Origin of the sequence: Bacillus sp. FSL M8-0166, from assembly GCF_038008825.1 — a bacterium.
Classification (GTDB): Bacteria; Bacillota; Bacilli; order Bacillales; family Bacillaceae; genus Bacillus; species Bacillus safensis.
In genome coordinates this window covers 2679978-2700921 of sequence record NZ_JBBOZZ010000001.1, presented here as the reverse complement: position 1 = coordinate 2700921, position 20944 = coordinate 2679978, and the positions used below count along the sequence as shown (strand labels likewise).

Genomic DNA, 20944 nt, shown 5'->3' with positions numbered 1-20944 from the left:
AATGAGTGCGTTTAACTGTAGATCTATTTTAAAGGAGTCATCCATGAAAAATGCTGTGAATCAGCCTCACTGGCTTTTCCAGGGTGCGGTGATTTTGACCATCGCAGGCTTGTTATCAAAGGTACTAAGTGCCGTTTACCGTGTCCCGTTTCAAAACATCGTAGGGGACACAGGGTTTTATATTTATCAGCAGGTATATCCATTCCTTGGCATTGCCATCATGCTTGGCACAACAGGTTTTCCTGTCATGGTGTCCAAGCTTTTGAGTGAGCATGGGGAAGAGAATCGACGGATCATTTCAAGGGTATCCTTGGTATATATCACATTACTGAGCCTAGTCTTATTTCTTTGTCTTTACATAGGAGCAGGCACAATTGCGAGCCTTATGGCAGACAGTCAATTAATTCTGCTCATCCAGATGAGTGCTTTTGTGTTTCTATTTTTGCCGCTCACTGTGATGCTGAGGGGGGTTTTTCAGAGTGACGGTCTGATGCTTCCAACGGCTGTTTCTCAATTGGTTGAGCAGCTCATCAGGGTAGGCGTCCTGCTTGTTTTATCCTTTTATTTCGTGAGACACGGCTATTCGCTTTATGAAACAGGGGCGGGTGCGGTGTTCTCTTCTATTGCGGGAAGTGCGGCCTCGCTCATTTTGCTTCTTTTCCTTTGGCTGACCTATCGAAAGCAGTCTGCTGCAAGTATGTCACGCAAACAGGCGACACTTCGAAAAAAAGATGTTTTGAAGAGTTTGGTGCTGTATACATTGACGATTTGTGTCAGCGGTTTGCTCATTTTATGGATGCAAATGATTGATGCCTTTCATCTGTATGCGTTGCTGCGCAGCGAGGGTCTCAGTGAAGCGGCGGCAAAGGCGGCAAAAGGTGTGTATGACCGAGGTCAACCGTTCTTGCAGCTAGGAACGGTGTTTGCCATCAGCATCGGAACCTCTCTTGTGCCATTTTTATCGGCAGCCATGAGGAATGGAGAGCATGAAACGATACGGCAAAAAGTTCGGTCATCGGTTAAGACCACATCGGTATTAGGGATTGGATCAGCGGTTGGACTGATTTGTATTTTAGCACCAGTAAATACAATGCTTTTTCGTAATGATTTAGGTACCGATGCCTTGCAAATATTCTGTGTATCGATTGCCTTTACGTCGATTGCCATTACGCAGGCGGCTTTACTGCAAGGGCTCGGGCATACTGTGTATCCTGCTGTTGTGGTGGTCCTCAGCGTGCTGGTGAAATGGATTCTAACGATTGCGCTTGTTCCGTTATTTGGCATCCACGGGGCCGCATGGTCAACTGTATGTGGTTTTCTCACAGCAGCCTTGCTCAATGCCGTTTATTTGAAACATAAAGGATGGATTTCATGGAGAGAGCTGTTCCCAGTGAAAATTCTTTTATCAGCCGCCTTCATGGCTGTGGTCTTAATAGGATATCAGGCTCTGTTTTCATGGGTTATCCCCTTTGAAAAACGTCCGTTTTCCGTTTTAGAGAGCCTGACATCAGTTTTTATTGGTGGTTTCGCCTTTTTATATAGTATTCTTAAGCTAGAAGTATTTACGGACGAGGAATGGAGACTCATTCCATTAGGAGAAAAGATTTTATATTTTAAACAGATGAGAGGGAATCAAAATGGCAGGTAAGATTACCGTCGTCGGTCTCGGGGCAGGCGACATAGATCAGCTGACGCTCGGTGTATATAAGCAGCTGAAGCAGGCGAAAGAAGTATTTATGAGAACGCAGGATCATCCGCTTACCGCAGAGTTGATGCAGGAGGTCCCATCTCTCACCTTTTTTGATGAAATTTATGAAAAGCACGATCAGTTTGATCAGGTGTATCAGGAAATTACCGAAATATTATTTGCAGAGGCAGCGGAAAAAGACATTGTGTACGCAGTACCTGGGCATCCATTTGTAGCAGAAAAGACCGTACAGCTGCTCGTCGCTGAGCAGAAAGAGCGCGGGATTGAGGTGTCTGTCGCTGGTGGACAAAGCTTTCTAGATGCGACATTCAACTCCTTGCAGATTGATCCCATCGAGGGATTACAATTCGTTGATGCAGGGGATATGAGAGCGGATGATTTGAAATTAACCCAGCATGTCCTGATTTGTCAGGTATATGATCAGATGACAGCTTCGAATGTGAAACTCACGCTGATGGAAAAGCTCCCTGACGATTATGAAGTTTATATTGTGACAGCAGCTGGAAGCAGTCAGGAACAGATTACTGCCGTTCCTTTATTTGAACTTGATCGAGATGTGTCGATAAATAACTTAACGAGTGTTTATGTTCCTCCGATTCAAGATGAAAAGCTGCTTTATCAACAATTTGACACCTTCCGTGACGTTATACGTACATTAAGAGGTCCGGGTGGCTGCCCATGGGATCAAAAACAAACCAATGAGTCACTCAAACCATATTTAATTGAAGAATGCTATGAACTGCTTGAAGCGATAGATGAAGATGACCCAGATCATATAGTGGAAGAGCTCGGCGATGTGCTGCTGCAGGTGTTACTTCACGCTCAAATTGGCGAAGATGACGGTTATTTCTCTATTGATGACGTTATCCAGCATGTCACAGAAAAAATGATTCGGCGACACCCTCATGTGTTTGGTGACACGAATGTTTCTGAGGCAGCAGATGTGGTCGCCAACTGGGAAAAAATCAAGCAGCAGGAAAAGCCAGAGCGCGCCGCTTCTATTTTGCAATCGATTCCGGCGACACTTCCAGCACTAACAAAGGCATATAAACTCCAAAAGAAAGCCGCCAAGGTGGGCTTTGATTGGACAGATGTTCAAGATATTTGGAACAAATATGAAGAAGAAAAGCAGGAATTTCTCGTTGAAGTGGCAGAGAAGACGGACGAAGGTGCAACGAAGCAGATGAAAGATGAATTTGGAGATCTTTTGTTTGTTCTCGTCAACATTGGCAGGTTCTATCACCTAGAGCCTGAAACGGCACTCGCTTCTGCCAATACAAAATTCATGCGGCGCTTTCAGCATATCGAACAAAAAGCAAAGGACATGGGCCGTTCATTAGATGACTTAACGCTAGAGGAAATGGACGATCTATGGAACGATGCGAAACGCATAGAAAGAGGTGAACATACATGAGATTAGATAAATTTTTAAAAGTGTCCCGTTTAATTAAAAGAAGAACATTGGCAAAAGAAGTAGCTGATCAAGGCAGGATTTCTATTAACGGAACACAGGCGAAAGCAAGCTCTGACGTGAAAGAAGGAGATGAGCTCCAAATCCGCTTTGGTCAAAAACTAGTGACTGTTCAAGTCAACGAGTTAAAGGACACGACGAAAAAAGAAGAAGCGGCTGGCATGTATACTGTGCTAAAAGAAGAAAAAACAGCAGAATAGGGCTTGTTCTAAATGCCCCTTTTATCACATACAATGCAGTAACATGCAAGTATGAGATATGGGGGATGTATAAATGAATCAATATTATAATCAACCTCAAGGCACGAAGCTGTCATCAGAAGCGGAGCACAATGTCACAATGCGAAACAGAAAGCATTTAGATATTACCGGTGTCAAACAAGTGGAAAGCTTTGATAGTGAAGAATTTCTGCTTGAGACGGTCATGGGGATTCTCGCCATCCGCGGAGAAAATCTGCAAATGAAAAACCTAGACGTCGAAAAGGGCGTTGTGTCGATCAAAGGACGTGTCTTTGATTTAATCTATGTTGATGAGCAGCACGGGGAGAAAGCTAAAGGATTTTTTAGCAAGCTGTTTAAATGACGCTGACAGTCCAGTTTTATACGATGCTTTCCATGGCGGCGATGGGCATCTGGCTGGGCGCATCGCTTGATACGTACAAGCTGTTTGTGAACCGGGAAAAAACAGCAAAATGGCTTTTGGTTATACACGATCTCCTTTTTTGGATGGTACAGGGTCTCTTATTCTTTTACGTCCTGCTGCTGACAAATGAGGGAGAATTCAGGCTTTATATTTTTCTAGCCGTTGCTCTAGGTTTCTCGATGTATCAGGCATTGATGAAACAGTTGTATCTCAACATTCTTAAGTTTATCATGATGTGTGTATATCAGACCGTTCTCTTCCTAAAAAGGCTGGTCATGTCGGTTGTCTTCCAGCCAATCCGCTGGATGATCACATTGGTCATAAGTGCTATTCTGTTCTTGCTCCACTCGCTCTTACGTCTTGTTCGTTTTACGTTTCGGCTCGTGTGGAAGGTGCTGTCGATTGTTTGTTATCCGCTCATCTGGTTACTCAATGTGACCATTATTCATCGGATTCCCGAAAAATGGCGAACATCAATGAGATTGTTTTTCTCAAAAGGAGCAGGAATTTTACAAGGGGCCAAGAAATTATCTGGTACCATCAAAACGAAATGGAAACAATTCTGGACAAAGTAAGAGAGGAGGCCTTCAACCTTGAACAAGAGAAAAAGAAATATCGCACAAATTCAAAATGATTACCAAAAACAAATGGAACAGCAAGCACAGCGCTTAAAACGCAAACGTCGCGGACTCCTTAGAAGGCTTACCGTGTTTGGTGTGATCGTGCTCATGTTTGCTGTCTTGGTGACAAGTGCCCTCTGGTCGCAATCGTCTTCACTAAAGGAAAAAGAAGAGAAGAAGGTTGCGCTCGAAAAAGAGTTGAAGCAATTACAAACAAAGCAGGAAGATATTTCTGATGAAATTAAGAAGCTGAAAAGCAAGGAATACGTACTCGAACTGGCACGACGGGACTATTATATGTCCAAAAAAGGCGAAAAAATCTTTGATGTGGGCAATAAGAGCGATTAGCCTTGTTGACACTTAAAATTCAGTTTATGTATAATTGAACAAATGAGATTTTTTTATAAGTCTAAGGAGGAGCACTTTTTTTATGTCGATTGAAGTTGGCAGCAAGTTACAAGGGAAAGTTACGGGCATTACAAATTTTGGAGCTTTTGTGGAGTTGCCAGGCGGTTCAACTGGTCTCGTTCATATCAGTGAGGTAGCCGATAACTATGTAAAAGATATTAATGAGCATTTAAAAGTCGGTGAACAAGTTGAAGTGAAAGTGATTAACGTTGAAAAAGACGGTAAAATCGGCTTGTCCATTAAAAAAGCAAAAGATCGTCCTCAACAACAATCAAGACCAAGCAGAAATGATTTCCGTCCGAAGGAATCGTTTGAACAAAAAATGAACAAATTCTTAAAAGATAGCGAAGATCGCTTAACATCTTTAAAACGTAACACGGAATCAAAACGTGGGGGGCGCGGAGCAAGAAGAGGTTAACTTGTTGCTGCTTTCTATATATTTTCACAACAAAGCATCTGCTGTTCAGCAGGTGCTTTTTTTCATGATCCATCCGACATTTTTTAGATTTCGGCATTTAATTTAAAACTTTCTATTGACGGACAAGCGAATCCTTTGTATTATAGTTCTTGTGCTTCTTAGCGCATTTTCATTATGGCGGTGTAGCTCAGCTGGCTAGAGCGTACGGTTCATACCCGTGAGGTCGGGGGTTCGATCCCCTCCGCCGCTATCCTTTTAACTAGAACATAAAGCAAGGCCCGTTGGTCAAGCGGTTAAGACACCGCCCTTTCACGGCGGTAACACGGGTTCGAATCCCGTACGGGTCATCTTCGAAACAGCTTTCTATAGGAAAGCTGTTTTTTTGTGCATTCGAAAAATTCTGATGAAAGACATCGACTTTCATGAAAGTATGCCTCTTTGACGAATAAAGCGTCGAACGTTTTATGGAAACGACAACTTCTTTTGACAAAATTTCTTTTTCACCTTCGCTATAATGACAAGCAACGAATATCAGGTGGGGGATGAGAAGATGGAAAAACTAGAAAGAAGAACTGATTTAACAGGAGCGGGGTTTGAGAGAATCAGTGCGGGGTTAAAAAAGATGAAAAACCTGTTTCTTCATCATACGCATTCTCTTTTTTTCTATAAAGGGTTTATTTATGTTGTTCTAGGCTTTTTATTAGGACGAGCCTTTATATTATCTGAAATTATGCCGTTTGCTCTGCCTTTCTTTGGCTCCATGCTGCTTATTAAAAGAGATAAGGCAATGCTTGCTTGTCTAGCTTTACTCGCTGGGGCGATGACGATATCACCTCAAAATGCATTGTTTGTGTTTGCGTCGCTGCTTATGTTTCTCCTTATGTCAAAGGTGGTTTCTTTCATCATCAAAGACCCAGTGAAAACATTACCGGTTGTCATTGTTCTCTCGATGCTGATCACCCGAGGAGCGTTTGTTTACCTAGAGCAAGGTGCTGTGCAAAGTTATGATTACGTCATGGCGGGTGTCGAAGCAGGACTTGCCTTCATTTTGACTCTGATTTTTCTTCAAAGCCTGCCGATTTTTACAGTCAGGAAAATTAAACACTCTTTAAAGGTCGAAGAAATTATTTGTTTTATGATATTAATTGCCTCAGTTTTAACTGGCCTTGCTGGGATCTCATTTCAAGGGATGCAGGCAGAGCATATTTTGTCACGTTATGTAGTGCTGACATTTGCCTTTATTGGCGGAGCCAGTATTGGTTGTACGGTCGGTGTTGTGACAGGATTAATTCTTGGTCTCGCTAACATCGGAAACCTTTATCAGATGAGTCTTCTTGCCTTTTCAGGCTTATTAGGCGGATTGCTGAAAGAAGGGAAGAAAGCAGGGGCAGCCATCGGCTTAATTGTGGGTTCCTTACTCATTTCACTGTACGGAGAAGGATCAGCAGGTCTCATGACCACACTGTATGAATCACTTATAGCGGTTGCGCTCTTTTTGCTCACGCCACAATCAGTCACCTCCAAGGTAGCGAAATACATTCCTGGTACGGTAGAGCATGTACAAGAGCAGCAGCAATATGCTCGGAAAGTACGAGACGTGACAGCAAAAAAGGTAGACCAATTCTCTAATGTATTTCATGCGCTGTCTGAGAGTTTTGCGACATTTTACGAATCCATTCCTGAAGAGAAAAAGCAGGAAGAGGATGTAGATCTTTTTTTAAGTACGATCACAGAACGATCCTGTCAAACGTGCTATAAGAAAAATAAATGCTGGGTGCAGAACTTTGATACAACCTATGAACTCATGAAACAAGTTATGCATGAATCTGATGAAAAAACGTATGAGCATAACCGAAAATTGAAAAAGAAATTTAGTCAGCACTGCTCAAAATCAAAACATGTCGAGGAATTGATTGAAGAGGAGATCGCTTACTATAAAGCCAACCAGACACTGAAGAAAAAAGTCCAAGACAGCAGACGTCTTGTGGCAGAACAGTTGATGGGGGTCTCACAAGTGATGGAGGATTTTTCCCGGGAAATAAAACGAGAAAGAGAACAGCATTTTATTCAGGAAGAGCAGATGATAGAAGCGCTTCAGCACTTTGGCATTGAAATTCAGCAAGTTGAAATCTATAGCTTGGAGCAGGGAAATGTTGATATTGAAATGAGAATCCCATATTGCCAAGGGCATGGGGAATGTGAAAAAATCATTGCTCCAATGCTTTCAGATATTTTAGAAGAACAGATTTTAGTCAAAGCAGAGCAGTGTGCAGAGCATCCAACAGGCTATTGTCATGTTGTGTTTGGCTCTGCTAAATCATATCGAGTGGCTACAGGCGTGGCGCATGCAGCAAAAGGCGGAGGACTGGTATCTGGAGACAGCTACAGCATGATGGAGCTTGGTGCAGGCAAGTATGCCGCAGCTATTAGTGATGGAATGGGCAACGGAGCACGGGCACATTTTGAAAGCAATGAAACGATTAAGCTGTTAGAAAAAATATTGGCGTCAGGTATCAATGAGAAAGTGGCGATTAAAACCATTAATAGTATTTTATCTTTACGAACGACGGACGAGATCTATTCAACATTGGATTTATCGATCATTGATTTACAGGATGCGAGCTGTAAGTTCCTCAAGATTGGTTCAACACCCAGCTTTATTAAACGGGGTGATCAGGTGATGAAGGTACAAGCAAGCAACTTGCCGATTGGCATTATTGATGAATTCGAAGTCGAAGTTGTATGCGAACAGATGAAAGCAGGAGACCTATTGATTATGATGAGTGACGGCATTTTTGAGGGGCCAAAGCATATTGAAAATCATGATCTGTGGGTGAAACGGAAAATGAAAAGCTTTAAAACAGAAGATCCTCAAGAAATTGCTGATTTATTAATGGAAGAGGTCATTCGAACAAGAGCAGGACAAATTGACGACGATATGACGGTTGTTGTCATCAGGCTCGACCACAACACACCAAAATGGGCTTCCATTCCGACTGGTACATTCTATCTTGAGAAACAAGAGATTTCTTAAAATATCGTATAATATGAATTTCTTCTGGCGATGATGGGGATATAAGCATTCAGTTACAATCCCAGGAGGAATGAAGATGCGAAAAGGTCACGTCAACCAAATCTTATTGATTACAGATGGCTGCTCAAATCACGGGGAAGATCCGCTTGCGATTGCCTCATTGGCAAAGGAACAAGGGATTACAGTCAATGTCATTGGCATTATGGAAGAAAACAGACACGATCATGAAGCGATGAAAGAAGTAGAGGGAATTGCTCTCGCAGGCGGAGGCATCCATCAGGTTGTCTACGTCCAGCAGTTATCTCAAACAGTACAAATGGTCACGAAAAAAGCGATGACACAAACGTTACAAGGTGTTGTGAATAAAGAATTGCAGCAAATTCTCGGCAAAGATGCTGAAATTGAAGAGCTTCCACCTGATAAGCGCGGGGAAGTAATGGAGGTTGTCGATGAGTTAGGAGAGACGGTTCACCTTCAAGTACTCGTGCTTGTTGATACAAGTGCAAGTATGAAACCGAAGCTGCCGACCGTCAAAGAAGCACTCATCGACCTTTCCATCAGTTTAAATTCAAGAATTGGAGAAAATCAGTTTGGGATGTGTGTATTTCCCGGGAAAAACTCAGATGCAGAAATTGTGTTGAATTGGACGCCTCGATTCGATTCATTATCATCTATTTTCCCAAAACTGACCACTGGAGGCATCACCCCAACGGGACCAGCGCTTCGGGAAGCACTTCAGCATTTCAAATCAGTTCGCTCACGCAAAGGGCTGCTTGAAGCAAAGGAAGAGCATGATGATGAATTCGGTTTCTAACATCCCGTTAGGCACGGTGATTCAAGGGAAATGGCACCACCATCATTACCGTATTGTAAAAGAGCTTGGAAAAGGGGCGAACGGTGTTGTCTATCTGGCCGAATCGCCACATGGGCAAGCGGCCCTTAAAGTGAGTGATGACAGTATGCTCATTGCATCTGAAGTCAATGTGTTAAAATCCTTTTCAAAGGCTCCTGTGAAAACCATGGGGCCTTCTTTTTATGATATGGATGATGCGATTTATCCCGGTATGCCTCAAAAATGCTCCTTTTATGTGATGGAATATGTCAGAGGCCCATTACTGCTTGAATTTGTGAAACAAAAGGGTGATGAGTGGATCGTGGTTTTGATGATTCAGCTTTTATCTAGCCTGGCTCATTTACATCAGGAAGGCTGGATTTTTGGTGACTTAAAGCCGGATAATCTCATTGTTTCTGGTCCCCCGGCTACGATCCGGTGCATTGATGTGGGAGGAACGACGAAAGCGGGCAGGGCAATTAAGGAGTATACAGAGTTTTTTGATCGAGGCTATTGGGGGTTCGGTACACGAAAAGCTGAACCATCTTATGATTTATTTGCCCTGACCATGGTGATGGTCAACTGTGCGTATAAGAAAGAATTCAAAAAAGGAGCAGAACCAGAAAAGCAGCTTTATCGAGCTATTGAAGGACATCCTTTATTAAAGCGATATGAAAGGGTGTTAAAGGCTGCTCTACAAGGTAAATATCAATCAGCAGCAGACATGAAAAGTGCGATGCTGAAAGAAGGACAGCTGATTGCATCAAGAAAAACGCGCCAAAAGAAGCAGCAGCAAAAAAACGCGCCAACACCCGCTGTTAATCAAAATCAACAGGTGACTTCACGATCGCGGGCTGCAGCAAAAAGAACGTCAGTACGTAAAAAATCAGGCGGACTTTTTGAAACCATTCTTATCGTGTGCAGTGTACTCGCTCTTTACTGTGCATATGTGGTTTTGTTCCTGTTGTAGAGCTGTAAAAAAGCAGGCTTCTTCTTTGCTTGGAGCTACTGAAAGTGATAGGATATGTATATCTTTAAATTACCTGCTCTTTGTGAGGAGGAAGTTGTGAGTAGAATTGAATCTTTTTTGAAAAAACATGATGTTTACCTTGAAAATACGACAGTCATTGTCGGGGTTTCCGGCGGACCGGATTCCATGCTCTTACTGCATGAACTTAACAAGCGTCGCAAAGGTTCCTATCAGCTGATTGCAGCCCATGTAGATCACATGTTCAGAGGAGAAGAGTCCTTTGCTGATTTGGCATTTGTTGAGGCTTACTGTAAGGAGCACGAGATCCCTTTTGAATCGTCCCGCATACAGGTCATCCAATATGCAAAAGAAAACCGCTTAAACAAACAGGCAGCTGCAAGGGAGTGCAGATATGCTTTCTTTCGTCAATTGTTGGAGCAATACAACGCTCAATTTATAGCGCTTGCACATCATGGAGACGACCAAGTAGAAACAATGCTGATGAGACTTGCGAGAGGGACTGTTGGTATTGGACTCGCGGGCATCCAAGCAAAACGTCCTTTTCAAGGTGGATGGCTGATTCGTCCGCTCATTGGATACTCTAAAGACGACGTGCTAAAAGCTTGTGAAAAAGAACATGTCCCCTATGTCATTGATCAAAGCAATCATACGGATGACTACTTGAGAAACAGGGTAAGAAGACACATTCTTCCCGTGTTAAAAGAAGAGGCACCTCATGTACATGAAAGCTTTCAGTTTGTAAGTGACATGCTGACTGAGGATGAGCAATACTTGCAGGCTTTAACAAAGGAACAAATGAACCAAGTGATAACGAGTCAATCGCCTAAGCAAATTGAGATCAAAACGAAGCCTTTGCTTGATCTGCCTTTGCCTTTACAAAGAAGAGGCATTCAACTAATATTAAACTATCTTTATGAAAACACTCAATCAGCGTTTTCAAACCAGCATATTCTAGGGACTTTGGACTGGTTATCTCATACCGAACAACCGTCTGGATCATTAGATTTGCCAAAAGGTTTACAAGCTGTCAAGTCTTATGATTACTGTATGTTTACCTTTGAACGATCGCTTGTACTAGACCAGTCTTATGCTCTTCACTTAAAGGGTGAGCTTGGAGAGAAGCTTTTCCTTCCAAATGGGCAGTCTATCGTCGTATCAAATCATGTTCCGAAGGATGCACGGAACGGAAACCATTTTTTCTTGCTTCAAAAAGATCATGTTCGTTTCCCTTTGATTATTCGCTCACGAAAAAATGGTGATCGAATTAAACTTAAAGGGATGAATGGATCAAAAAAGGTGAAGGATATATTTATTGATAAAAAAGTGCCTCTTGCAGAAAGAGACAGCTGGCCGATCGTCACTGACTCGGATCATCAAATCATCTGGATCCCAGGTCTGAAAAAATCCGTTTTTGAAGAAATTGATATGACAAACAGCGATCTCATTGTATTACAATATAGACAGCATGAAAATTTGTAGGGGGCAAGCAAAAGCATGAAACAAGATATTGAAAAGGTTTTGATCTCAGAAGAAGAGATCCAGCAAAAAGTGAAGGAACTGGGTGCAACATTAACCAGCGATTATGATGGTAAATTTCCCCTGGCTATTGGTGTTTTGAAAGGGGCTCTTCCATTCATGGCAGACCTGATCAAACACATTGATACATATTTAGAACTTGATTTTATGGATGTATCTAGCTACGGAAAATCTACCGTATCTTCAGGAGAAGTAAAGATCATAAAAGATCTAGATACTTCTGTTGAAGGAAGAGATATTTTAATTATGGAAGATATCATCGACAGTGGGTTAACTTTGAGCTATCTGGTAGAGCTTTTCCGATACCGTAAAGCAAACTCCATAAAAATTGTGACACTGCTTGATAAACCAAGCGGCCGCAAAGCAGACATCAAAGCAGATTATGTTGGATTTGAAGTGCCAGATGCATTTGTTGTCGGCTATGGATTGGATTTCGCTGAACGTTACCGAAACCTCCCGTATATTGGAGTGTTAAAACCATCTGTTTACGAAGGCTGATCAGCATACGTATACATGAGGTTATTGGTTGTATTGGAATGATTTTCTATGATACTATTGAACATAGTTGTGCTTACTGTGGGAGGAGGTAAGGAATGAATCGGGTTTTTCGTAATACGATTTTTTATATACTTATTTTATTACTTGTGATAGGGGTAGTCAGTTGGTTAGGATCCCCTAATCAAAAGCCTGAGAACATGTCTTACAGCAAATTTTCGCAAAATCTAAGTGCGGGAAAAGTGGAGAGTATCTCCATTCAGCCTGTAAGAGGGGTTTATGAAATTCGTGGTCAATTAGATGGCGCGAAGAAAGATGAATACTTCATTACCCATGTTCCAGATGGTCAAGGTGTTGACCAGATTTACAGTGCACTAAAGAATACAGATGTAAAAGTAGAACCAGCACCTGAAACAAATGGATGGCTGCAAGTTCTGACAACCATCATTCCGTTCATCATCATCTTTATCCTGTTCTTCTTCTTATTGAACCAAGCTCAGGGCGGCGGAAGCCGAGTCATGAACTTTGGTAAGAGTAAGGCGAAGCTTTACACAGAAGAGAAGAAACGTGTGAAATTTAAAGATGTTGCCGGTGCAGATGAAGAAAAGCAAGAGCTTGTAGAAGTGGTAGAATTCCTGAAGGATCCACGTAAATTTGCGGAGCTTGGCGCAAGAATCCCTAAAGGGGTTTTACTAGTAGGACCTCCAGGTACAGGTAAAACATTGCTAGCGAGAGCATCTGCAGGAGAAGCAGGCGTTCCTTTCTTCAGCATCAGTGGTTCTGACTTCGTCGAGATGTTCGTCGGTGTCGGTGCATCACGTGTACGTGATTTATTCGAAAATGCGAAAAAGAATGCACCTTGCTTAATCTTTATTGATGAGATTGATGCAGTGGGTCGTCAGCGTGGAGCCGGTCTTGGCGGTGGTCATGACGAGCGTGAACAAACGCTTAACCAGCTTCTTGTTGAAATGGATGGTTTTAGTGCGAACGAAGGTATTATTATCATCGCTGCGACGAACCGTGCAGATATCCTAGATCCTGCATTGCTGCGTCCGGGACGTTTTGACCGTCAAATTACGGTTGACCGCCCAGATGTCATTGGCCGTGAAGAAGTACTGAAGGTTCATGCGAAAAACAAACCGCTTGATGATACAGTGAATTTGAAAGCCATTGCAAGCAGAACACCTGGGTTCTCTGGAGCAGATCTTGAGAACTTACTAAACGAAGCAGCACTTGTTGCTGCCCGTCATAACAAAAAGAAAATTGATATGCGTGATATCGACGAAGCGACTGACCGTGTCATCGCTGGACCGGCGAAGAAAAGCCGCGTCATTTCGAAGAAAGAACGTAATATCGTAGCTTACCATGAAGCAGGTCATACCGTCATTGGTCTTATCCTAGACGAAGCGGACATGGTGCATAAAGTAACGATCGTTCCACGTGGTCAGGCAGGCGGATATGCGGTCATGCTTCCAAGAGAAGATCGTTATTTCCAAACGAAACCAGAGCTTCTTGATAAAATTGTCGGCTTGCTCGGCGGTCGTGTTGCTGAGGAAATTACGTTTGGTGAAGTAAGTACAGGCGCTCACAACGACTTCCAGCGTGCAACAGGCATTGCAAGAAGAATGGTCACAGAGTTCGGTATGTCTGATAAACTTGGTCCACTTCAATTCGGTCAGGCACAAGGAGGTCAAGTATTCCTTGGCCGTGACTTTAACAACGAGCCGAATTATAGTGAAGCGATTGCTTACGAAATTGACCAAGAAATTCAGCGTTTCATCAAGGACAGCTACGAACGTGCGAAACAAATTCTCACTGAGAATAAAGATAAGCTAGAAATCATCGCACAAGCCCTTCTAGAAGTTGAAACATTAGATGCTGAGCAAATTAAATCTCTTTACGAAACTGGAAAGCTTCCAGAGCGTGTATACGCAGATGACGAAGAGAAAAACGATGATGTGAAAGTGAACATCAAGAAAAAAGAAGAAGATGAGGAGATCTAATCTCCTTCTGTGAAAGCTGCCGGGATCACCGGCAGCTTTTTTTATTTCGATTCCTGAATGGATCGGTTTCGAATTGTTTACAAATGGAACTCAATTCGTGTATGGTATGATAGAAAGTCGAAAAATGCTCTTTTTGAGAAACTATTCAAAGTGGTGATGAAGTTGTTACTCGTGATAGATGTAGGAAACACAAATACCGTTTTAGGTGTTTATCATAATGGCGATCTAAACTACCATTGGCGAATTGAAACAAGCCGTCATAAAACAGAAGACGAATTTGGTATGTCCATCAGGGCTTTATTCGATTATGTGGGGCTGATGTTTGACCAAATAGAAGGAATTATCATCTCGTCTGTTGTCCCGCCAATGATGTTTGCACTTGAAAGAATGTGCGAAAAGTATTTTCACCTAACACCCCAAATTGTAGGGCCTGGAATGAAGACTGGATTAAACATTATGTGTGACAACCCAAAGGAAGTCGGGGCAGATCGTATTGTCAATGCAGTAGCAGCAATTCACCTATATGGGGCGCCTCTTATTGTGGTAGACTTTGGAACAGCAACAACCTACTGTTATATCAATGAACAAAAACAATACATGGGTGGAGCGATTGCACCGGGTATTACCATCTCAACTGAGGCTTTATATACAAGAGCGGCGAAGCTGCCGAGAATTGAAATTGTCCGTCCTGATCACATTGTTGGAAAAAACACTATCAGTGCGATGCAATCCGGCATCCTTTATGGATATGTTGGCCAAGTCGAGGGAATAGTGAAACGGATGAAGCAGCAAGCCAAACAAACACCGAAAGTCATTGCAACAGGCGGTTTGTCTACATTGATTGGAAATGAATCAGACTGTATTGATATTGTCGATCCGTTCCTCACATTAAAAGGACTGCAGCTCATTTATGAACGTAATCGTGTCGGTGTATTATAGGAGGTTTAAATCAAATGGATTACTTAGTTAAAGCGTTAGCATATGACGGAAAAGTCCGCGCATATGCTGCAAACACAACAGATACAATCAACGAAGCACAAAGAAGACATCATACGTGGCCGACTGCATCAGCAGCCATCGGCAGAACGATGACAGCAACAGTCATGATGGGGGCTATGCTGAAAGGTGAGAATAAGTTAACTGTAAAAATAGAAGGCGGTGGACCAATCGGCGCCATTATTGCTGATGGAAATGCAAAAGGGCAGGTGCGAGGATATGTCTCAAACCCACAAGTTCACTTTGACTTAAATGAACATGGCAAGCTGGATGTGAGACGTGCAGTCGGAACATCTGGAACGTTAAGTGTTGTCAAAGATATCGGGCTGAAGGATCACTTTACAGGACAAACGGAAATCGTCTCAGGTGAAATTGGAGATGACTTCACTTATTATCTTGTTTCTTCTGAGCAAGTGCCTTCGTCTGTAGGCGTAGGGGTCCTTGTCAATCCAGATAATTCGATCCTCGCAGCAGGCGGTTTCATTATTCAATTGCTGCCTGGTACAGAAGATGCTGTCATTGAAAGACTAGAAAAGCGCCTGTCAACCATTGAACCCATCTCTAAACTCATTGAAAAAGGGATGACACCAGAAGAAATATTAGAAGAAGTACTCGGTGAAAAACCTCAAATTTTAGAAACTGTACCTGTCGAATTTTCTTGTAACTGCTCAAAAGAACGGTTTGCAAATGGCATTATCAGCCTAGGGAAAGCCGAAATTGATGATATGATTGAACAAGACGGACAAGCAGAAGCTCAATGCCATTTTTGTAACGAAACGTATGTATTTACAAAAGAAGAGCTAGAAGAGCTGCGTGAAGAATTAACCCGCTAAGCTCTAAGCAGCGGGTTTTCTTTTTAGAATGGAAAGGAGACGAAAGATGAGACTAAAAGCAAGAGTGGTATGGACATTTATCCTCGTGTTGCTCATGATTAATGCCGTTGTCATTGCATATGTATTAACAAAGTCACAAATGTCACAGGCTTCTTCTAACGGGAAGAGCGGTGAAGAAATTGCGTCGATTGGAAAAGAGAAGGTGACGCGTCAAGAATGGCTAAAGAAAATGGAAGATCGCTACGGAAAGGCGACACTTGAACAAATGATTAATCAGAAGGTGGTCAATCAGCTTGCCAAGCAAAATAAGCTGGAGGTCTCTTCAAAAGAGATCAATCGTGAATTGCTCATGCTCAAAGCGGTGTCTAACAATTTCTACGAAGATGGACATACAAGTGAGAAGGAATGGAAAGATCAGATTCGTTATCAAATTTTATTAGAGCAGCTTTTAACGAGAGATGCCGTCGTTTCTGAAAAAGAAGCGAAATCGTTTTATGAAAAAAACAAGGACTTATATCAATATGATGATTCATACCGCATTCGCCATATCGTTGTGAAGACAAAGGGCGAGGCTGAAAATGTATTGAAAGATTTAAAAGGTGGATCTAGCTTCGAAGCCGTGGCAGCTGAACGTTCAATCGACCGTTACACCTCACCATACGGCGGAGATCTTGGATTTGTGACAGAAGAGCAAGAAAGTATCCCAGCCCTATACATACAAGAGGCTCAAAAGCTTCAGCCAGATGAATGGACGAAAGAGCCGATTCAGACCAAAAACGGGTATGCCATTATTCAGTTAAAAGAAAAATTAAATGGCCGCTCTTTCTCCTACGAAGAAGTCAAAGATCAGATTAAAAGGCAGATCGCAATGGAAGATCTAGGTGAAAAGGCGAATGTCAAAACCCTTTGGAAAGAAGCAAAAGTCACATGGTTTTACGATGGCGAGCAGGACTAAAAGCATTGACAAAATTTTTTGAAATTGATAATTTAATATTAATACAATAAAATTACTCGGAGATAGAGGTGTTAGTGATGGCTCGTATTGTAAATTCAGTTTTTGAACTAATAGGAAATACACCAGTCGTTAAATTAAACCGTTTAGTAGATGAAGACAGTGCGGATGTCTACTTGAAACTTGAATATATGAACCCGGGCAGCAGTGTCAAAGATCGTATTGCTTTAGCGATGATCGAAGATGCTGAAGCAAAAGGAACATTAAAAGCCGGCGACACGCTTATTGAACCAACAAGCGGAAACACAGGAATCGGCCTTGCAATGGTAGCAGCTGCTAAAGGAATCAACGCGATTTTGGTTATGCCAGACACAATGAGTCAGGAGCGCCGCAACCTTTTACGCGCTTATGGTGCAGAGCTTGTCTTAACACCAGGTGCAGAAGGAATGAAAGGTGCCATCAATAAAGCGGAAGAATTGGCAGAAGAGCATGGTTACTTCATGCCTCAGCAATTTAGCAACGAAGCCAATGCGGAGATTCACCGTCGTACAACTGGGAAAGAAATTCTTGAACAGTTTGATGGCGAGCTTGATGCATTTATTGCAGGTGTTGGTACGGGCGGTACGATTACAGGTGCTGGTGAAGTCCTAAAAGAAGCCATCCCATCGATTCAGCTTTATGCGGTAGAGCCGACAGATTCCCCTGTATTGTCAGGCGGGAAGCCGGGTCCGCATAAAATTCAAGGAATTGGAGCAGGTTTTGTTCCTTCAATCTTGAACACAGAAATATATGACGGCATCATCCAAGTGAAAAACGAAGATGCATTTGAGCTTGCAAGAAAAGCAGCGAAAGAAGAAGGAATCCTTGGCGGTATTTCTTCCGGAGCAGCTATTTACGCAGCGCTTCAAACAGCGAAGAAGCTTGGTAAAGGGAAAAAGGTTCTGGCAATCATCCCAAGTAATGGTGAGCGTTACCTCAGTACACCTCTTTATCAATTCGATTAAACCAATCACCCCAGCATTTGCTGGGGTTTTTTCATGAATTCTGAAGATGGAAAGCAAATACTATTTTCTAAATAAATTGGATTGCATTACAATAAGATTAATGAAAATGAAAAAGGATGATAACATGACACAACGCAGGCCGATGGGCATCAAAATTCCTTTTACGAAAGATGCATTTTTGAAAAGATACGAACAATTAACTGCTCGTGAAACACATCATGTGCTTCTTGAAAGTGCGCGCGGCGGTTCATATAGCATCGCTGGTATTCACCCGATCGCCAAAGCGAAGGGGAAAGATGGGATGACGACCATCCATTATCAAGATGAGGTGCTGTTCAAAGAAGGTGATCCATTCAGAGCGTTTACGGATTGGTTTCAAACCCTTCAAACCGAAACAAACGACGAATATCCCGACTTCCAAGGTGGAGCAATTGGGTTTTTAAGCTACGATTATGCTAGATACATCGAGCATTTTAAGATGCTGGCAATTGATGATCTTCAAACACCAGACCTTTATTTCCTCGTATTTAACGATGTTGCAGTTTTTGATCATGAAGAAAACGCACTGTGGCTGATCACGCACATAGAGGAAGCGGAATCAGGGAGTGAAGCGAATCAAAGGCTTGAAGAATGGAAGCAAAAATGGACAAGCGCTTTTGAAGAATCAGCACAATCACCTGTCAATGAATCTTCCACAGAATTTCTACCAGCAGCACCTTTCACTGAAGAAACCTTTGGAGAAGCAGTAGAAAAAATTAAGCAATATATCGCAAACGGTGATGTGTTCCAAGTGAACTTATCCATCAGACAAGATGAACAGCTTCACACTCATCCGTATGATTTATACAAAACGTTACGTCAGATAAATCCATCTCCTTACATGTCTTACCTGCATACGCCTGACTTCCAGATTGTTTGTGGATCTCCAGAGCTGCTTATTAAGAAAAAAGGAACTCAGCTAGAAACAAGACCAATTGCGGGAACAAGATCGCGAGGCAAGGATGACGCTGAGGATCAAGCGCTGGCAAAAGAACTCATTGAAAATGAAAAAGAACGCGCAGAGCATGTGATGCTCGTTGATCTTGAGCGGAATGACCTTGGACGCGTGTCCACTTATGGCTCAGTAAAAGTGAACGAATTTATGGCGATTGAGAAATATTCACACGTAATGCACATTGTATCCAATGTACAAGGGGAGCTGCGTGATGAATGTGATGCGGTAGATGTCATGAGAGCTGTATTCCCAGGCGGAACGATTACAGGTGCTCCAAAAGTGAGAACAATGGAAATCATAGAAGAACTTGAGCCTACAAGACGTGGGCTTTATACTGGATCTATAGGCTGGTTTGGATTCAATCAAGATATGCACTTTAATATCGTCATTCGTACTGCGTATTGTACAGAAGGAAAAGCCTTTATGCAGTCAGGTGCCGGGATTGTGATTGATTCTGTCCCAAAACACGAATATAAAGAATCCATTAAAAAAGCCTATGCAGTGAAAAAGGCATTACAGTTGAGCAAAGAAGAGACTATTTTGAGTTAGAGGTGAGCAGAGTATGATTTTAATGATTGATAATTATGATTCATTTACGTACAACCTGGTCCAGTATTTAGGTGAGCTTGGAGAAGAATTGATCGTGAAACGGAATGATCAAGTAACCATTCAAGAAATTGAAGAGCTCAAGCCGGATTTTCTCATGATTTCTCCAGGGCCATGCAGTCCCGATGAAGCGGGAATTAGTATGGAGGCGATCAAGCACTTTGCAGGAAGCATTCCGATCTTCGGTGTGTGTCTAGGTCACCAATCCATCGCACAAGTCTTTGGCGGGGATGTCGTTCGAGCAGAGCGCTTAATGCACGGTAAAACGTCAGAGATTAAACATGACGGAAAAGGTGTTTTCACAGGACTCCAAAATCCGCTCGTCGCAACGAGATATCATTCATTAATTGTCAAAAACGAGACGCTGCCGGAGTGCTTTGACGCAACAGCCAGCACAAAGGAAGGCGAGCTCATGGCGATTCGCCATAAAGAACTGCCGATTGAAAGTGTACAATTCCATCCTGAATCGATTATGACGTCCTTCGGAAAAGAAATGCTGAAAAATTTCATTGAAACCTATCGTAAAAAGGGGCATGAAGTAAACGCATGATCATTTATCTGAACGGTCAGTATATAGAGGAGAAAGACGCGACTCTTTCTCCTTTTGATCATGGTTTTCTATATGGAATCGGTGTATTCGAAACATTTACCAGCCAGGCAGGGCAAGTCTTCCTGTTAGATTGGCATCTTGAAAGGCTCAATCAATCATTACGTGACCTTTGCATCGAATCCACAATAGAGAAACCATTTGTACTCGACATCATCCATACTTTACTGAATAAAAACCAAATAGCCGGCGGCCATGCGAGAATTCGCTTGAATGTTTCTGCAGGCAGAGGCAACGGATTTTCTGCAGATACTTATGAAGAGCCTGTCGTTTTTGTCATGATCTCTCCATTCCGTCCTGAATCTATTTTAGAAGAGAAAAAGGGAGTCATTCTTCAAACGAGAAGAAACACACCGGAAGGGCCAAGACGCCTCAAGTCTCATCATTATATGAACAACCTGCTCGCGAAAAGAGAAGTGGGGAACGACCCGGCGTTAGAAGGCATCTTTTTAACAAAAGAAGATGATGTGGCAGAAGGCATTACCTCGAATGTATTTTGGCGAAAAGATGATGTGATCTATACACCGTCACTTGATACAGGCATTTTAAATGGGGTCACTCGTCGATACTGTATGGAAACGCTCCACGCTATGGGGGCCTCGCTAAAGGAAGGACGATATCCAGTCTCGCATTTGCTCTCAGCTGATGAGGCATGGATGACCAATTCTGTTCAGGGAGTTGTACCTTTCAGGAGTATAGGAGACATCCACTTGCCCAAAAACAGCCGGATCATCTCAAAAAAGTTAAGAATGCAATACACAAAAGAACGTCAAGACCATAAAGAGTAGGTGGAC

19 protein-coding genes, 2 tRNA genes and 1 pseudogene are annotated in these 20944 nt (G+C 42.5%); all 22 read left to right on the top strand.

The genetic code is table 11. The features are described from left to right. Nucleotides 1–43 precede the first annotated feature (43 nt). The 22 genes and pseudogenes from NSS92_RS13995 to pabC all read left to right on the top strand — a co-directional run bounded on the left by NSS92_RS13995 (nucleotide 44) and on the right by pabC (nucleotide 20938). Nucleotides 44–1648, top strand: a complete 1605-nt coding sequence (locus NSS92_RS13995) for a putative polysaccharide biosynthesis protein (protein ID WP_340868664.1) — start codon at nucleotides 44–46, stop codon at nucleotides 1646–1648. Beyond that, on the top strand, nucleotides 1638–3122 hold the full coding sequence (gene mazG / locus NSS92_RS13990; RefSeq protein WP_340868662.1) for a nucleoside triphosphate pyrophosphohydrolase: 1485 nt from the start codon (nucleotides 1638–1640) through the stop codon (nucleotides 3120–3122). The genes NSS92_RS13995 and mazG overlap by 11 nt, the downstream gene beginning before the upstream one ends. After that, on the top strand, nucleotides 3119–3379 hold the full coding sequence (locus tag NSS92_RS13985; protein ID WP_008341839.1) for an RNA-binding S4 domain-containing protein: 261 nt from the start codon (nucleotides 3119–3121) through the stop codon (nucleotides 3377–3379). Before mazG ends, NSS92_RS13985 begins: the two co-directional genes overlap by 4 nt. Nucleotides 3380–3452: 73 nt before the next feature. After that, entirely contained in the window at nucleotides 3453–3761 is a 309-nt protein-coding gene (gene yabP, locus NSS92_RS13980) for a sporulation protein YabP (protein WP_048239558.1), read from the top strand. Next, nucleotides 3758–4396 (top strand): spore cortex biosynthesis protein YabQ, encoded by a 639-nt coding sequence (gene yabQ, locus NSS92_RS13975; RefSeq protein ID WP_267588147.1) that lies wholly within the window; start codon nucleotides 3758–3760, stop codon nucleotides 4394–4396. Before yabP ends, yabQ begins: the two co-directional genes overlap by 4 nt. An 18-nt stretch (nucleotides 4397–4414) precedes the next feature. Beyond that, on the top strand, nucleotides 4415–4789 hold the full coding sequence (locus tag NSS92_RS13970) for an FtsB family cell division protein (protein WP_003217952.1): 375 nt from the start codon (nucleotides 4415–4417) through the stop codon (nucleotides 4787–4789). A gap of 82 nt (nucleotides 4790–4871) precedes the next feature. Further along, nucleotides 4872–5267, top strand: coding sequence for a S1 domain-containing RNA-binding protein (locus NSS92_RS13965; RefSeq protein ID WP_008357409.1), 396 nt, complete (start codon nucleotides 4872–4874; stop codon nucleotides 5265–5267). A gap of 176 nt (nucleotides 5268–5443) precedes the next feature. After that, nucleotides 5444–5517: transfer RNA gene (locus NSS92_RS13960), tRNA-Met, on the top strand. A gap of 25 nt (nucleotides 5518–5542) precedes the next feature. Beyond that, nucleotides 5543–5614 (top strand) — tRNA-Glu (locus NSS92_RS13955). Between the two features lie 203 nt (nucleotides 5615–5817). After that, the gene (spoIIE, locus tag NSS92_RS13950) at nucleotides 5818–8301 is read left to right on the top strand and encodes a stage II sporulation protein E (protein ID WP_340868658.1); all 2484 of its coding nucleotides are present in this window, start codon (nucleotides 5818–5820) and stop codon (nucleotides 8299–8301) included. Between the two features lie 76 nt (nucleotides 8302–8377). Continuing rightward, the gene (locus NSS92_RS13945) at nucleotides 8378–9115 is read left to right on the top strand and encodes a vWA domain-containing protein (RefSeq protein WP_034284249.1); all 738 of its coding nucleotides are present in this window, start codon (nucleotides 8378–8380) and stop codon (nucleotides 9113–9115) included. Then, nucleotides 9099–10103, top strand: a complete 1005-nt coding sequence (locus NSS92_RS13940; RefSeq protein ID WP_340870027.1) for a protein kinase domain-containing protein — start codon at nucleotides 9099–9101, stop codon at nucleotides 10101–10103. Before NSS92_RS13945 ends, NSS92_RS13940 begins: the two co-directional genes overlap by 17 nt. 96 nt (nucleotides 10104–10199) lie before the next feature. After that, nucleotides 10200–11622, top strand: a pseudogene (gene tilS, locus NSS92_RS13935) (tRNA lysidine(34) synthetase TilS). Continuing rightward, nucleotides 11619–12158, top strand: coding sequence for a hypoxanthine phosphoribosyltransferase (gene hpt / locus NSS92_RS13930; RefSeq protein WP_003217950.1), 540 nt, complete (start codon nucleotides 11619–11621; stop codon nucleotides 12156–12158). Before tilS ends, hpt begins: the two are co-directional and overlap by 4 nt. 95 nt (nucleotides 12159–12253) lie before the next feature. Continuing rightward, entirely contained in the window at nucleotides 12254–14158 is a 1905-nt protein-coding gene (gene ftsH, locus NSS92_RS13925) for an ATP-dependent zinc metalloprotease FtsH (RefSeq protein ID WP_340868655.1), read from the top strand. A 162-nt stretch (nucleotides 14159–14320) separates the two neighbouring features. Then, nucleotides 14321–15097: a type III pantothenate kinase gene (locus tag NSS92_RS13920; RefSeq protein ID WP_039175940.1), complete on the top strand. Its 777-nt coding sequence runs from the start codon at nucleotides 14321–14323 to the stop codon at nucleotides 15095–15097. A gap of 14 nt (nucleotides 15098–15111) precedes the next feature. After that, the gene (gene hslO / locus NSS92_RS13915) at nucleotides 15112–15987 is read left to right on the top strand and encodes an Hsp33 family molecular chaperone HslO (RefSeq protein WP_024425653.1); all 876 of its coding nucleotides are present in this window, start codon (nucleotides 15112–15114) and stop codon (nucleotides 15985–15987) included. A 46-nt stretch (nucleotides 15988–16033) separates the two neighbouring features. Beyond that, nucleotides 16034–16942: a peptidyl-prolyl cis-trans isomerase gene (locus NSS92_RS13910; protein ID WP_142946808.1), complete on the top strand. Its 909-nt coding sequence runs from the start codon at nucleotides 16034–16036 to the stop codon at nucleotides 16940–16942. A gap of 77 nt (nucleotides 16943–17019) precedes the next feature. Continuing rightward, nucleotides 17020–17943 (top strand): cysteine synthase A, encoded by a 924-nt coding sequence (cysK, locus tag NSS92_RS13905; protein WP_340868648.1) that lies wholly within the window; start codon nucleotides 17020–17022, stop codon nucleotides 17941–17943. 124 nt (nucleotides 17944–18067) lie between these two features. Further along, nucleotides 18068–19486, top strand: a complete 1419-nt coding sequence (locus NSS92_RS13900; protein ID WP_267588153.1) for an anthranilate synthase component I family protein — start codon at nucleotides 18068–18070, stop codon at nucleotides 19484–19486. 13 nt (nucleotides 19487–19499) lie between these two features. Then, nucleotides 19500–20093: an aminodeoxychorismate/anthranilate synthase component II gene (pabA, locus tag NSS92_RS13895; RefSeq protein WP_024425656.1), complete on the top strand. Its 594-nt coding sequence runs from the start codon at nucleotides 19500–19502 to the stop codon at nucleotides 20091–20093. After that, a complete protein-coding gene (gene pabC, locus NSS92_RS13890) occupies nucleotides 20090–20938 on the top strand; it encodes an aminodeoxychorismate lyase (RefSeq protein ID WP_340868644.1) in 849 nt (282 codons plus the stop codon). Before pabA ends, pabC begins: the two co-directional genes overlap by 4 nt. Nucleotides 20939–20944: the final 6 nt, after the last annotated feature.

Bases quoted from the DNA above. Each gene is read 5' to 3' on its own strand.
- NSS92_RS13985 (WP_008341839.1), top strand. From the start codon at position 3,119: ATGAGATTAGATAAATTTTTAAAAGTGTCCCGTTTAATTAAAAGAAGA.
- NSS92_RS13900 (WP_267588153.1), top strand. From the start codon at position 18,068: ATGACACAACGCAGGCCGATGGGCATCAAAATTCCTTTTACGAAAGAT.
- pabC (WP_340868644.1), top strand. From the start codon at position 20,090: ATGATCATTTATCTGAACGGTCAGTATATAGAGGAGAAAGACGCGACT.
- mazG (WP_340868662.1), top strand. From the start codon at position 1,638: ATGGCAGGTAAGATTACCGTCGTCGGTCTCGGGGCAGGCGACATAGAT.
- hslO (WP_024425653.1), top strand. From the start codon at position 15,112: ATGGATTACTTAGTTAAAGCGTTAGCATATGACGGAAAAGTCCGCGCA.
- cysK (WP_340868648.1), top strand. From the start codon at position 17,020: ATGGCTCGTATTGTAAATTCAGTTTTTGAACTAATAGGAAATACACCA.
- NSS92_RS13945 (WP_034284249.1), top strand. From the start codon at position 8,378: ATGCGAAAAGGTCACGTCAACCAAATCTTATTGATTACAGATGGCTGC.
- NSS92_RS13910 (WP_142946808.1), top strand. From the start codon at position 16,034: ATGAGACTAAAAGCAAGAGTGGTATGGACATTTATCCTCGTGTTGCTC.
- hpt (WP_003217950.1), top strand. From the start codon at position 11,619: ATGAAACAAGATATTGAAAAGGTTTTGATCTCAGAAGAAGAGATCCAG.
- ftsH (WP_340868655.1), top strand. From the start codon at position 12,254: ATGAATCGGGTTTTTCGTAATACGATTTTTTATATACTTATTTTATTA.
- spoIIE (WP_340868658.1), top strand. From the start codon at position 5,818: ATGGAAAAACTAGAAAGAAGAACTGATTTAACAGGAGCGGGGTTTGAG.
- yabP (WP_048239558.1), top strand. From the start codon at position 3,453: ATGAATCAATATTATAATCAACCTCAAGGCACGAAGCTGTCATCAGAA.
- NSS92_RS13995 (WP_340868664.1), top strand. From the start codon at position 44: ATGAAAAATGCTGTGAATCAGCCTCACTGGCTTTTCCAGGGTGCGGTG.
- NSS92_RS13940 (WP_340870027.1), top strand. From the start codon at position 9,099: ATGAATTCGGTTTCTAACATCCCGTTAGGCACGGTGATTCAAGGGAAA.
- NSS92_RS13965 (WP_008357409.1), top strand. From the start codon at position 4,872: ATGTCGATTGAAGTTGGCAGCAAGTTACAAGGGAAAGTTACGGGCATT.
- yabQ (WP_267588147.1), top strand. From the start codon at position 3,758: ATGACGCTGACAGTCCAGTTTTATACGATGCTTTCCATGGCGGCGATG.
- pabA (WP_024425656.1), top strand. From the start codon at position 19,500: ATGATTTTAATGATTGATAATTATGATTCATTTACGTACAACCTGGTC.